Annotated in this window: 12 protein-coding genes; 7 read left to right on the top strand and 5 right to left on the bottom strand. The window is 65.7% G+C overall.

The features are described 5' to 3' along the window. Positions 1-10: 10 nt before the first annotated feature. Complete coding sequence (locus MOE34_RS13160; RefSeq protein WP_242217561.1) at positions 11-1,441, bottom strand: DEAD/DEAH box helicase; 1,431 nt, start codon at positions 1,439-1,441, stop codon at positions 11-13. A gap of 488 nt (positions 1,442-1,929) precedes the next feature. Here MOE34_RS13160 and MOE34_RS13155 point away from each other — a divergent pair, with 488 nt between their 5' ends. Both MOE34_RS13155 and MOE34_RS13150 read left to right on the top strand, forming a co-directional pair. After that, a complete protein-coding gene (locus MOE34_RS13155) occupies positions 1,930-2,382 on the top strand; it encodes a host attachment protein (RefSeq protein ID WP_242217560.1) in 453 nt (150 codons plus the stop codon). Between the two features lie 109 nt (positions 2,383-2,491). Next, the gene (locus MOE34_RS13150) at positions 2,492-6,145 is read left to right on the top strand and encodes a PAS-domain containing protein (RefSeq protein ID WP_242217558.1); all 3,654 of its coding nucleotides are present in this window, start codon (positions 2,492-2,494) and stop codon (positions 6,143-6,145) included. On the opposite strand, the gene mnmD is transcribed toward MOE34_RS13150, so the two are convergent. Continuing rightward, the gene (gene mnmD / locus MOE34_RS13145) at positions 6,142-6,864 is read right to left on the bottom strand and encodes a tRNA (5-methylaminomethyl-2-thiouridine)(34)-methyltransferase MnmD (RefSeq protein ID WP_242217555.1); all 723 of its coding nucleotides are present in this window, start codon (positions 6,862-6,864) and stop codon (positions 6,142-6,144) included. The genes MOE34_RS13150 and mnmD overlap by 4 nt on opposite strands. On the opposite strand from mnmD, the gene MOE34_RS13140 reads away from it, so the two are divergent. Further along, positions 6,863-8,041: an NAD(P)/FAD-dependent oxidoreductase gene (locus tag MOE34_RS13140; RefSeq protein ID WP_242217554.1), complete on the top strand. Its 1,179-nt coding sequence runs from the start codon at positions 6,863-6,865 to the stop codon at positions 8,039-8,041. The genes mnmD and MOE34_RS13140 overlap by 2 nt on opposite strands. Positions 8,042-8,044: 3 nt before the next feature. On the opposite strand, the gene MOE34_RS13135 is transcribed toward MOE34_RS13140, so the two are convergent. Then, entirely contained in the window at positions 8,045-8,419 is a 375-nt protein-coding gene (locus MOE34_RS13135; protein ID WP_242217552.1) for a PRC-barrel domain-containing protein, read from the bottom strand. Positions 8,420-8,532: 113 nt separating this feature from the next. Between MOE34_RS13135 and puuE the strand changes: the two genes are divergently transcribed. Genes puuE through MOE34_RS13120 form a run of 3 tightly spaced genes read left to right on the top strand, consistent with a single transcriptional unit; the run spans position 8,533 to position 10,505 of the window. After that, positions 8,533-9,465 (top strand): allantoinase PuuE, encoded by a 933-nt coding sequence (gene puuE, locus MOE34_RS13130; protein WP_242217550.1) that lies wholly within the window; start codon positions 8,533-8,535, stop codon positions 9,463-9,465. Next, positions 9,462-9,959 carry a 2-oxo-4-hydroxy-4-carboxy-5-ureidoimidazoline decarboxylase gene (gene uraD / locus MOE34_RS13125; protein ID WP_242217549.1) on the top strand — a complete coding sequence of 166 codons (498 nt, stop codon included), beginning with the start codon at positions 9,462-9,464 and terminating at the stop codon, positions 9,957-9,959. Before puuE ends, uraD begins: the two co-directional genes overlap by 4 nt. Positions 9,960-10,010: 51 nt before the next feature. Then, positions 10,011-10,505 carry an ureidoglycolate lyase gene (locus MOE34_RS13120; RefSeq protein ID WP_242217547.1) on the top strand — a complete coding sequence of 165 codons (495 nt, stop codon included), beginning with the start codon at positions 10,011-10,013 and terminating at the stop codon, positions 10,503-10,505. A gap of 45 nt (positions 10,506-10,550) precedes the next feature. Here the strand turns inward: MOE34_RS13120 and MOE34_RS13115 are convergent, their stop codons facing one another. Then, on the bottom strand, positions 10,551-11,444 hold the full coding sequence (locus tag MOE34_RS13115) for a LysR substrate-binding domain-containing protein (RefSeq protein WP_242217545.1): 894 nt from the start codon (positions 11,442-11,444) through the stop codon (positions 10,551-10,553). A 37-nt stretch (positions 11,445-11,481) separates the two neighbouring features. Here MOE34_RS13115 and MOE34_RS13110 point away from each other — a divergent pair, with 37 nt between their 5' ends. Further along, entirely contained in the window at positions 11,482-11,718 is a 237-nt protein-coding gene (locus MOE34_RS13110) for a hypothetical protein (RefSeq protein ID WP_242217543.1), read from the top strand. Positions 11,719-11,728: 10 nt separating this feature from the next. Here MOE34_RS13110 and MOE34_RS13105 read toward each other — a convergent pair whose 3' ends face one another. Next, positions 11,729-12,502, bottom strand: coding sequence for a 3-hydroxybutyrate dehydrogenase (locus MOE34_RS13105; RefSeq protein WP_242217541.1), 774 nt, complete (start codon positions 12,500-12,502; stop codon positions 11,729-11,731). Positions 12,503-12,629 lie beyond the last annotated feature (127 nt).

Below are 12,629 nucleotides of genomic sequence, written 5' to 3'. Positions count from 1 at the left end.
CACTATCCGCTTACGCCTGTTCGCGGCGCTGGCCTTCCGGGCGGCGCGGCTTGCCGCTGCGCTGCGGGCGGCCGGGCTGGCCGTTGCCGCCGTGGTTGCGGTTCTGGCGGTCGCCCTGCTTCTGGGCGGGGCGGCCGTGCTGCGGGCGCTTGGCGCCGGACGGCGCGCCGGCTTCGGCCTGTGCGCCGTCGCCGAAGGGCTGGCGGGCCGGGCGGTTGGCGGCGCGGCCGTTGCCGGAGCGCTGGCCGCCGCCACGGCTGTTGCGGCCCTTGCGGGACTTGCCGCCGGGGCCTGCCGTGCTGACTTCGGCCGGGGCTTCGCCGCTGGCGACGGCGATCTTGATGCCCATCAGCCGCTCGATGTCACGCAGGAGATGTGCTTCGTCCGGTGCGCAGAAGGCGATGGCGATGCCGTCGCGGCCGTTGCGGGCCGTGCGGCCGATACGGTGGACATAGGCGTCCGGCACTTCCGGCAGGTCGTAGTTGTAGACGTGGGTGACGCCCGGAATGTCGATGCCGCGGGCGGCGACGTCGGTGGCGACCAGCACGCGGATTTCGCCGTCACGGAAAGCCTTGAGGGCACGCTCGCGCTGGCCCTGGCTCTTGTTGCCGTGGATCGAGGCGGCCTTGAAGCCGACCTGGTCGAGATGCTTCATCAGCTTCTCGGCGCCGTGCTTGGTGCGCGAGAAGACGAGCGACAGGCCATCCGGGTTGGCGGTGAGCGTCTGCTTTAGGATCTGCGTCTTCTGGTCCTTGCCGGGAACGTGGTGGACATACTGCTCCACCTTGTCGGCGGCCTTGCCGGGCGGGGTGACTTCGACCTTCTTCGGGTTGCTGAGATATTCGCCGGCAAGCTCGGCGATCAGCTTCGGCATGGTGGCCGAGAAGAGCAGCGTCTGGCGGTTCTTCGGCACCATCTTCGAAATCTTGCGCAGGTCATGGATGAAGCCCAGATCGAGCATCTGGTCAGCTTCGTCGAGCACGAGGTAGCGGGCCTGCGTCAGCGTCACCGACTTGCGGGCGACGAGGTCGAGCAGGCGGCCCGGCGTGGCGACGAGGATGTCGGTGCCGCGGTTCAGCATTTCCGACTGCTTGTTGATCGAAGCACCGCCGACGACGGTGACGACGCGCAGCGGCGTCTTCTTCACGAAGTCGCGCAGGTTATCAGCGATCTGGTTCACCAGTTCGCGGGTCGGGGCGAGAATGAGGGCGCGGATGTTGCGCGGGTCGGGACGACGGGTGTCGGCGAGAAGCTTCTCGATCATCGGCAGGCCGAAGGCGGCCGTCTTGCCGGTGCCCGTCTGGGCGAGGCCGATGAGGTCCGAGCCTTCGAGGACGAGCGGGATGGCCTTTTCCTGGATCGGCGTGGCTTTCTCGAAGCCGAGCGCGGAAAGGGTGGCGACGATGGTCTTCGAGAGGCCGAGGTCGTGGAAAGTGGTCAAAGCAATACCTTTCGGGGGCGCCAAACGACTTTCCCGAACGCAGTTCCGGACGCAAAACCGCGTCACACTTTTGCTGGAACTACTTCAGGCCGGAACGCACCATGCGCTTCCGGTTTCGTCTGGCGTCAAGAACCCCGCGTGAATTGGGAACTTGTGGGTTGGTTGGCTATCGTCTGCGCAGTCATCCGCAAAATGGGAGGCGGATCCTTCTCTTGCGCTTGTCCTTCTTGGCATCCCTGTTCGGGAAATCGCTGGCTCGCTCACGCGGCGGCCGAAGGGCGACGCTGCGGCTCATGTCGTTGTTTTGTGGCGAAAAGTCAAGTGTTACTTTCGCACCTGCGAAAGGAGGGCGCCGCGATCCTTGCGAAATCAGGAACCTGAGCCTCCGCCCTGCGTTGAACCGATACGCATCCTGCCACAATCCTGTTGGATGCTTCCCGGCGCAGAAGCGATCTGCGTATCCATGAATCTCGCTACGGGAGGGAAACATGACCGCTACGACCTGGATTCTCGCCGCCGACGGCAATCAGGCACGCCTGCTCAAGGGGGTAAACCTGCTGAAGGACGGCCAGCAGAATCCGGAGCAGGAAATCTTTCGCTGGGAGCCGAAGAAGGCGCAGGACATCATGGCCGACAGGCCCGGGCGCAGCCATTCCTCCGTCGGTCCCGGCCGTTCCGCCATGGAATATTCCAGCGATCCGGTGCGTGAGGAACAGCAGAAATTCACCGCCGAGATCGCCGGCCGCATCGATGACTATGCTGCCGAAGGCGCTTTCGACCGGCTCGTCATCTGCGCAGCGCCGCAGACGCTGGGCGACCTGCGCAGCAAGCTCTCCGACAGGGCGCGTACGTTGACCACAGCCGAGATCGACAGGAATTTCTCCAACCTGCCGACGCAGAAGCTGATCTCCTCCGTCCGCTCGATCATGTTCGAGGCGTGAGGGCGTCCCGGGTTCCGGCAACGATCGGTTAACCATCCGTTCAAGGATTGGTGATACTCCCCGAGGGGTATGAATCTCTCTATCCGTGCCGCTTCGGGGAGTACTTGGCGTGGCTGAATCTCATGACGAAATGCTGGTGGCGGCGTGCGCGCGCGTTGGCGCGCACCCGCATCCGGCCTACGTCAAGAGCAGCGAGTTGCGCTACCTCGCGGTGAACGATGCCTATGCGCGTCTTTTCGGCCGTTCCCCGGCGGAGATGGTGGGCCTTCGCAGCGACGAGATCGGCGAGGCGCCCGGCCATGGCGACCGGAGCGACCCGGAACGCCGCTGCCTGATCTTCGGCAATCCCGAGCGCGCGCGCTATGTTCATCCTTTCGACGGCTGTTTCGACATCGCGCTGAGGCGCGAGCGGATTTCTCCCGCGATATCCATTCTCGTCGGCCTCTTCACGCCGGTCGTGGAGGTGCTTGCCACGACCGTTCGCGCCGCCGCCAACGGAAACGGCGCGGCAGCCCGGTCCGCAGCGCCCCCGCAGATGGAGCGGGAGGATGCGCGCACGCATGTCGAAAGCGCGCTCGACGCCATGGGGGCGGGGGTCGCCGTCTTCGGCGCGGATGATCGGCTACGCTACGCCAATCGCAGCATGCGGGAATTCTATGGCGCTCTCGTCGGTGAAACGGCCGGCGGCGCGATCAGCCTTTCCGCGATCGTCGAGGCGTTGCACGCGCTCGAGATCGGGCCGGCGTCTGCGGATGAGCGCGCGCGTTGGGTCGCCAGCCGGCTCGCCGAGTACAGCCTGCCGCTTCACGAATCCCTCATGCGAATGGCGGGCGGCTGGATACGCCTCGTCAGCCAGCGCCGGCCGGATGGCACGCTGGTCGTGCTGCGGCTGGACGCCACGGCGCTGAAGGAGAGCGAGGGACGGCTGCAGCAGCATTCGCAGGAGATCAGCCTTTACCGCGCGCTGCTCGACGAGCTGCCGGTCGCAAGCTTCATGCGCGACGAGAACCAGCGCATGATTTTCGCCAACCGGGCCTATGTCGACCTGACGGGCCGGCAGCCAGAAGAACTGCTCGGCCTCACCACGCTCGAAATGTACCCCGAGCAGGGCGAGGAATTCCACGACCAGAACCAGTTCGTGCTGGATACCGGCGAGCTGTTCGAATCCGAGATCGACTATATCCGGTCGGACGGCTCGGTGCTGCCCACGATCTCGCGGCTCTATCGCGTCACCACGCTCGACGACAAGAACTACCTCATCGGATCGCTCACCGACACCACGCTGCTGAAGAAGCGCGAGGAACAGTTGATCGAGACGCAGCGCCTGGCGGAAGCGGCGCGGGCCGATCTCGAAAGCGTGGTGGAATCGCTGCCGGTGGGCATCGTGGTCGTCGACGAGACGAACACGATCGACCTGGTGAACGGGGCTTTCGAGGAGCTGTGGGGCGGCGCCCTGCCGCCGATGAAGGGCCGGCCGCTGATGGAGCTGCTGCGCTTCCAGCAGGAGCAGGGCGGCGTCAGCGACGACGGCCGCGCCCGGGCCGACGGTTACGAGGCCTGCATCGCCAGCATCCGCGCCGGCAGCGCGCCGGTGCGCGAGGTCTCCTATGCCAACGGACGTACGGTGATCGAGGCCGGCTGCGTGGTTTCCGGTGGCCGCTGCCTGCTCACCTATATCGACATCACCGAGCGGCGCGAGCGCGAGCGCGAGGTGCTGGAGACCCGCAGCGCGCTCGAGGATATCGGCAGCCTCATGAAGGATGCCGTTTCCTCGATGAGCCAGGGCCTGCTGATCATCGAGAACGGTGTGGTGGTGATTTCCAACGAGGCGCTCGCCACGATGATCGCCATGCCGCCGCATCTGTTGCAGCCGGGCGCGCTGATGCAGGAGGTGCTGCAAAGCTGCATCGACCGCAAGATCGCCGGTTTCGATGGCGAGGACCCGGTCGATGCGAGTGAGTTCGAGCGCATCCTCTTCACCGGCAAGCCCGCGTCGCTGACGGTGTTCAGCGGCTACCAGCGCTGGCTGCGGCTGGATGTGACGCCGACGAGCCGTGGCCGCGACGTCATGGTCTTCTCCGACATCACCGCCCTCAAGGACCGCGAGGATGAGCTGCGCCGCCTCGTGACCCGGGCGGAGACGGCCGACAAGGCGAAATCGGAATTCCTGGCCAATATGAGCCATGAGATTCGCACGCCCATGAACGGCGTGCTCGGCATGGCCGAACTGCTCGCCAAGTCCAACCTCGACACGCGTCAGAAGACCTTCATCGACATCATGGTGAAATCCGGCAATGCGCTCCTGACGATCATCAACGACATCCTCGACTTCTCGAAGATCGATGCCGGCCAGATGGTGCTGCGCGATGTCGCCTTCAATCCGGTTGAGGCCATCGAGGACGTGGCGACGCTCCTGTCGGCGAAAGCGGCGGAAAAGGACATCGAGCTTGTCGTGCGCGGCGCGGCCAACATGCCGGCGGCGGTGATGGGCGATGCCGGCCGCTTCCGGCAGATCGTCACCAATCTCGTCGGCAACGCCGTCAAGTTCACCGATCGCGGCCATGTGCTGATCGATCTTGCCTCCGAGACCACCGAGAGCGGCGTCGAGATCGTCATCAGCGTCGAGGATACGGGCGCGGGCATTCCGGCCGAGAAGATGGAATCGATCTTCGAGAAGTTCTCGCAGGTCGACAGTTCCTCGACGCGCCGGCACGAGGGCACCGGCCTCGGCCTTGCCATCACCGACGGATTGACGCGCCTTTTCGGCGGCGTGCTGGAGGCCCGAAGTGAGGTCGGTCGCGGTTCTGTCTTCACCGTCCGCCTGCCGATGGCGCTCGCCGTCTCCTCGCTGCCGGCCCGCATCGTCCCGGCGCGCGCGACGGGTGCGCGCATCCTCGTCGTCGATGCGCACGACCTGTCCCGCAAGGCCGCGCACGACATGCTGCTCGAATGGGGCTACGACGCCACGGCCGTGGGGTCCGAGGCCGAGGCGCTGGCCGTGCTCGCGGCGGCGGCGGATATCGGCGTGGCGGTCGATGCGATCCTGCTCGACTACCGGCCCGAGCGCTCGCCGGCCTTCGTACGGGCCTTGCGCGACGGCGCGGCGACGGCGGATATCGCCGTGATCGTGCTGACCTCCATGAACCTTTCGACGGAAGACCAGCACCGGTCCTCGCAGGATGTGCAGGCGCATCTGATGAAGCCGGCCCGGGCCGATCTCCTGCGCGAGACGGTGGCCGAGGTGCTGCGCGCGGTGCGGGGCGCGAAGGGCGCCCCGGCGGCGCAGGACGCCGCACAGGCCAAGGTCCTGCCGCTTCGCCCGCAGGCGCCGCCTCCTGCCGCGGTGACGGGCGGCGAGACGCTGGACGTGCTGGTCGCGGAGGACAACGAGGTCAACCAGATCCTCTTTACCCAGTTGCTGCTGGCGTCGGGCCTGCGCTTCCGTCTGGTGGAGAACGGTGCGCAGGCGGTCGAGGTCTTTCGCGCCAGCCGCCCGGGCATGATCCTGATGGACGTCTCCATGCCCGTCATGAACGGCCTGGAAGCGAGCCGGGAAATCCGCGCGCTGGAAAGCGGCAGCGGCCACCGCGTTCCCATCGTCGCCGTCACCGCCCATGTGCTCGACGGCGATCGCGAGCAATGCTTCGCCGCCGGCATGGACGATTATCTCGCCAAGCCGATCAGCATCGAGAAGCTGGAGGAGAAGCTGGATCGCTGGCTGAAGCCGGGCAAGGCGCAGGCCGTAAACGGCGTCTTGCACTAGGACGTGGCTTTGCCCCCGCAGAGCATTTCGCGCTTTCCCGCAAAGCCCGGCCGGCGCTCCACCGAGAAGCCTGCGGCAAGCAGGTTGCGCCGCACGAAGCCGGCGGCGGCGTAGGTGGCGAAGCGGCCGTCCGCGGCAGTGAGGCGGCAGACCTCAGCCATCAGTTCCGCCGACCACATGTCCGGATTGCGCGAGGGGGCGAAGCCGTCGAGGTACCAGGCGTCGAACGGCGCCTCCTCCCGTTGCAGGCTGTCGAGCGCCGTGCCGCAGACGACGGTAAGGTGGACGCGCGGCGCAAGCTCGATCTCGATGCGGCCTTGCGGCGCGTCCGGCCATTTCGCCGTCAGCACCGCACGTTCCCGGTCGATCTCCGGCCAGTGCGCCAGCGCCCGGTCGATATCGGCGCGCGCCATCGGAAAACGCTCGAAGGAGGTGAAGGCGAGGCTGGCGTCGCCGGGGGCCGTCTCGCGCCACTGACGCCAGGTCTCGCACAGGTTGAGGCCGGTGCCGAAGCCGAGTTCGGCGATGCGGAAAGGTTCGTCACGCTGCCAGCGGTGCGGCAGGTCGTTGCCCGAAAGGAAGACATGGCCGCATTCCAGCCGCCCGTCGCTGCGACAATAAAAGTGGTCGTCAAAGGCGCGTGAATAGGGCATATCGCCCTCGTGCCAGTCGAGGACCGTTTCGCTCGGCGGTGTCTGTTCAGGATCGTGGTCAGCCATGGCAGAAGCCGATAATCGCGGGAAGGCCGTCGGTCAACCGGGCGTGGACCTCCTCGTCGCCGGCGGCGGGGTCATGGGACTCTGGACCGCGCTCTTTGCCGCCCGCCAAGGCCTGTCCGTCCAGCTCGTCGAAAAGCGGCGGATCGGCGCGGGAGCGAGCGGCGGCCTGCTCGGTGCGCTGATGCCGCATCTGCCGGATCGCTGGAACGCCAAGAAGGCCTTCCAGTTCGATGCCCTGGTCTCCCTCGAAGGCGAGGTTGCGGCGCTGGAGGCGGAGACCGGCCTTTCCGCCGGCTACCGGCGCTCCGGCCGACTCATCCCGCTGGGAAAACCCCATAATCGCGACATCGCGCTCGGCCATGCCGAGGATGCCCGCGCGGCCTGGCGCACACCCGGCCGCGCCTTCGCCTTCGAGGTACTGGACGCCGCCCCAGTCGATGGCTGGCCTTCCGGCGAGGCGATGGCCTGCGGGCTTGTCCGCGATCACCTTGCCGCCCGCCTTGCGCCACGCAGCCTCGTTGCCGCCCTCGGCGCGGCGCTTGCACGGCTGCCGAACGTTTCCATCCGCGAGGGCGCCGGTATCGAGAGCCTGGATACGGCGGCCGGGACCGCGTGTCTTGACGACGGAACCGCGGTCGCCTTCGGCCATTGCGTGCTGGCGGCCGGCGTCGAGACCTTCGCCCTGCTGGCCCCGCTCGGCCCGCCACTGGCAAAGCCGGCGGGCGTCGGGGTCAAGGGGCAGGCGGCCTTCCTTAAGGCCGCCGTCGACCCGTCCCTTCCGGTGATTTTCGCGGACGGCCTTTATATCGTGCCGCATGACAACGGTCTCGTCGCCATCGGCAGCACCAGCGAGAACAGCTTCTCCGATCCGCATGGCACCGATGGGCTTCTCGACGCCCTCATAGAAAAGGCGCGCTCCATGGCGCCGGTTCTTGCGGACGCGCCTGTCGCCGAGCGCTGGGCCGGGCTTCGGCCCAAGGCCATCGGCCGGGAGCCTATGGTCGGACGGCACCCGGATCATGCGAATGTCAGCCTGATGACCGGGGGCTTCAAGGTGAGCTTCGGCCTCGCGCATGCGCTGGCCCGCGAAGTGCTGCACGAGATAAAGGGCGGCACGCTCGGCGTACCGCCCTCCTTTACCGTTCCGGCACACTTCGAGGAAGCCGGACGGATCTGACGCTTACATCCAGTAGGGCGGAACGCCGTAATAGTCGTGGATCACCTTGCCGTTGCGGCGGTTCCAGTCGTATTCGGCATCGCTTTCATAGTGCGGTGCGCGCTCCACCTGTTCCTTCGTCACATCGACGCGATAGCCGCCGAGGCCTTCGTCGTAGCTCAGCTTGCTCCAGGGCAGGGGATAGTGGTCCTGCCCGATGCCGAGGAAGCCGCCGAAGCTGAGGACGGCATAGGATACATGCCCGTTGCGCTTGTCGAGAATCAGGCGTTCCACCGCGCCGATATGCTTGCCGTCCGCGCCGTAGACGCTGGTGCCTTCGACCTTGTCGCTGGCGATGAGATCCTGCGTTTCACGAATGTTTGCGTCCTGCATGGCCATAGTGTTTCTCCTTGCTTGTCATGGACAGGAAACGGACCAAGGCGCTATTGGTTCCTTCCCATGGGGTATTGCACCGCCCGGTGCACGGTTCCGCCCATTGCCGAGGTGATCGAATGACTGACAAGACTTATCCGCGCGACCTGATCGGTTACGGCCGCACTCCGCCGCAGGTTCGCTGGCCGGGCGATGCCAATATCGCCGTGCAATTCGTGGTGAACTACGAGGAAGGCGGCGAAAGCTGCATTCTCGACGGCGATGCGGCGTCGGAGAATCTCCTGTCGGAAATCGTCGGCGCGCAGCCCTGGCCGGGCCAGCGCAACCTCAATATGGAATCGATCTACGAATACGGTTCGCGCGCCGGCTTCTGGCGGCTGCATCGGCTCTTCACCAGCCGGAACGTCACCACCACGGTCTACGGCGTGACGCTCGCCATGGCGCGCAATCCGGAAGCCGTCGCGGCGATGAAGGAAGCCGGCTGGGAAATCGCCAGCCACGGCTACCGCTGGCTGGAATACAAGGACTATTCCGAAGAGAAGGAGCGCGAGCACATCCGCGAGGCCGTGCGCCTGCACAAGGAACTGACCGGCTCGCATCCGCTCGGCATGTACCAGGGCAAGCCCTCGGACAACACGCTGCGCCTCGTCATGGAGGAGGGCGGCTTCGTCTATTCGTCCGACTCCTATGCCGACGACCTGCCGTATTTTGTGCCGGGCATCGACGGCGAACCCTTCCTGATCATTCCCTACACGCTCGAAACGAACGACATGCGTTTCGCAACGCCGCAGGGCTTCAACGCCGGCGACCAGTTCTTCAACTACCTGAAGGACGCCTTCGACGTGCTCTACCAGGAAGGCAAGGAAGGCAGCCCGAAGATGCTGAATATCGGCCTTCATTGCCGCCTCGTCGGCCGCCCCGGCCGCGCCGCCGCGCTCGCCCGCTTCGTCGACTACGTGCTCGCCCATGAGAAGGTCTGGATCCCGCGCCGCATCGACATCGCGCGCCACTGGATCGAGAACTACCATCCGACGAAGGGAAAGAGCGCATGATCGACCGGGCCGATTTCCTCGACCGCTTCGGCGGCGTCTTCGAGCATTCGCCCTTCATCGCAGAGCGGGCGCTCGACGCCGGTTCCGTCGCGCTGCCCCTGACGGCGGCGGGCGTGCACGGCGCGCTGACCGAGGCGTTCCGTAAGGCGAGCCATGCCGAGCAGCTCGGCGTGCTGCGCGCCCACCCGGACCTTGCCGGAAAGCTCGCCATCGCCGGCGAATTGACGGAGGACAGCCGCAAGGAACAGGCCGGCGCCGGTCTCGACCGGCTCAGCCCGGAAGAGCACGCGCGTTTTACCCGATCCAACACCGATTACACGGAAAAGTTTGGCTTCCCCTTCATCATTGCCGTGAAGGGGCTTGACAAGAGCGACATCCTTGCCGCTTTCGAGACACGCATCGGCAATACGGCCGATGAGGAATTCGAAACCGCGAAAGCCCAGGTGGAGCGCATTGCGCTCCTGCGCTTGAATGCTCTGCTCCCCGGAGATTGACGATGCCTGATTACCGACGACCGCCCTTCCTCTCCCCGGGAGGGCTGTCCGATGGCTGAAAAACTGACGATCCAGCCCCTCACCAAGGAAGCCTTCGCCCCCTTCGGCAGCGTGATCGAGACCGATCCCGCCGCCATGCGCTACATCAACGGCGGCACGACAGAGCGCTACAACGCGCTCGCCGTGGCCGAGGCGGTGGGCGAGGATGCGAAGGTCATCATCAACATCTTCCGCGGCAGCCCGCGCAGCTTCCCCTATGCCATCGGTATGATGGAGCGCCATCCCTTCGGCAGCCAGAGTTTCTCGCCCATCGACAACCGGCCGTGGCTGGTGGTCGTGGCGGCGGACGAGGGTGGCAGGCCCGGCCGGCCGCAGGTCTTCCTCGCCGGCGGACGCCAGGGCGTCAACTACGGCCGCAACGTCTGGCATCATCCGCTGATGGCCATCGGCGCGGTGAGCGACTTCCTCGTCGTCGACCGTCTCGGTGGCGGCAACAACGTGATCGAACACTTCTTCGATACGCCCTTCGTCATCGAGCAGCCCTGAAAGGGCTTGCGGAGCGGCCATCCCCCGGCCGCTCCCCGGACGGGATCAGACCTCCTGCGGCATGGCCGCGAGAATCCAGTCCCGAAATGCCCGGATCTTCTGGATATTGCGGCGGTTTTCCGGATAGACGAGCCAGTAGTCGCGGCCATCGTTGCAGGTGAGGTCGAAGGGCTGGTAGAGCTGGCCGGCGGCAATCTCGCTGCGGAAATGGCCGGGGCTGAGGATGGCGACGCCTTGCCCGGCCATGGCGATCTGCGCATCGATGGTCTGCGTGCCCAGCTCGTTCGGCGGAAAGCGCTCCAGATTCGGATTGTCGATGCCGGCTGCCGAAAACCAGGTGCGCCACCAGATATCCCGCGCACTGATGATCGGAAGCTTCAGAAGGTCGGCCGGCTCCTTCACGCCGCCGATGGTCTCGGCGAGCTTCGGGCTCAGCATGGGCGCGAAATCCATGCGCATGACCCGATGGGCGGCAAGGCCCGGCCAGTCGCCCATGCCCCAGCGGACGGCGACATCGGCCTCTTCCTTGGCGAAATCGATCACGTCCTGCGAGGTGGAAAGGCGCACCGCGATGTTGGGGTGCCTGAGCTGGAAATCGCCGATGGTGCGGCTCAGCCATTGCAGGGCGAAGGTGGGCGTGGAGTGGATGTGCAACTTCTGCTCGCTCGCCCCGCGCAGGTCCGACACAGCCTCCGCCAGTTTCGCGAGCCCTTCCGCCACCTTCGGCGCAAGCCGTTCGCCGGCCTCGCTCAGCGCCACCTGTCGCGGCTGGCGCAGGAAAAGCGTCTCGCCCAGCGTCTCCTCCAGCAGCTTGATCTGGTAGCTGACGGCCGTCTGCGTCATGCCCAATTCGTCGCCCGCGCGGGTGAAGCTGCCGTGCCGCGCGGCTGCCTCAAAGACGCGGAGCGCATTGAGCGGGAAGGCGCGCGACATCTTCAAGGCCAAGCTCTCTTTATGGGTTCAGACGAAGGTTCGATTGGAATTCCATCATTTTCCGGCGCAGGCTGCAAGCAATGGATGGAATTTTCGAGGTTTGACCATGACATGCACCGCCGACCGGGCCATTGCCGACGCGACGCACCCCCGCAAGAAAAGTTTCTGGCAAAGGGTGGCGCGCCTTTTGCGGCGGCGCAAGCGCCGGCCGCATTTCGACCCCCGCCATGTGTCCGATCACATCAAGCGGGATCTCGGCTATCTCGACGGTCGTCATTGAGAGGGCGCGGCTATTGCGCGGTCCAGCCGCCGTCGACGGAGATGTGGGTGCCGTTGATCGACTTGGCCGCATCCGAGGCGAGGAACATGGCGATGGCCGCCACCTCGTCCGTGCCGACGAATTCCTTGGTCGGCTGGAACTTCAGCATGACGTCGGTCTTCACCTCGGCCTCGCTGATGCCGCGGGCTTTTGCAGTCGCCGGGATCTGCTGCTCGACGAGCGGCGTCAGCACGTAGCCGGGGCAGATGGCGTTGACGGTGATGCCGTTCTCGGCGACCTCCAGCGCGACCGTCTTGGTGAGGCCCATGACGCCATGCTTGGCCGCCACATAGGCCGCCTTGAAGGGCGAGGCGACGAGACCGTGCGCGGAGGCGACGTTGACGATGCGGCCCCAGCCCTTGCGCTTCATATGCGGCACGGCGCAGCGGATGGTGTGGAACGAGCTGGACAGGTTGATCGCGATGATCTGGTCCCACTTCTCGACCGGGAAATCCTCGATCTTCTCGACATGCTGGATGCCGGCATTGTTGACGAGGATATCGACGCCGTCGAATTCCTCCACCGCCGTCTGGATGAGGTCGGAGATTTCGTGCGGCTTCGTCATGTCGGCGGGATGGTAGAGCACGCGGCCCTTGCCGAGACCGTCGAGCTTCGCCCGGATAGCCTCGATCTCCTCCGCCGAGCCGAAACCGTTGATGACGACATTGGCGCCGCTTTGCGCGAAGGCGCTGGCAATGGCAAGGCCGATGCCGCTGGTGGAGCCGGTGATGACGACGCTCTTCATCTTGTTTCTCCCGATATGCTGCGTTGCGGTAGCCTACGCCGAAAACTCGAGCGATGACAATTGTGTTTTGCGCGCTACAGTTCCGCCGGGGACGAAGCGCGACTTGCGTTTTATTTTCCTTTGACAT

Source organism: Shinella zoogloeoides (assembly GCF_022682305.1).
Classification (GTDB): Bacteria; Pseudomonadota; Alphaproteobacteria; order Rhizobiales; family Rhizobiaceae; genus Shinella; species Shinella zoogloeoides_B.
This window is presented reverse-complemented; position numbering and strand designations above follow the sequence as displayed.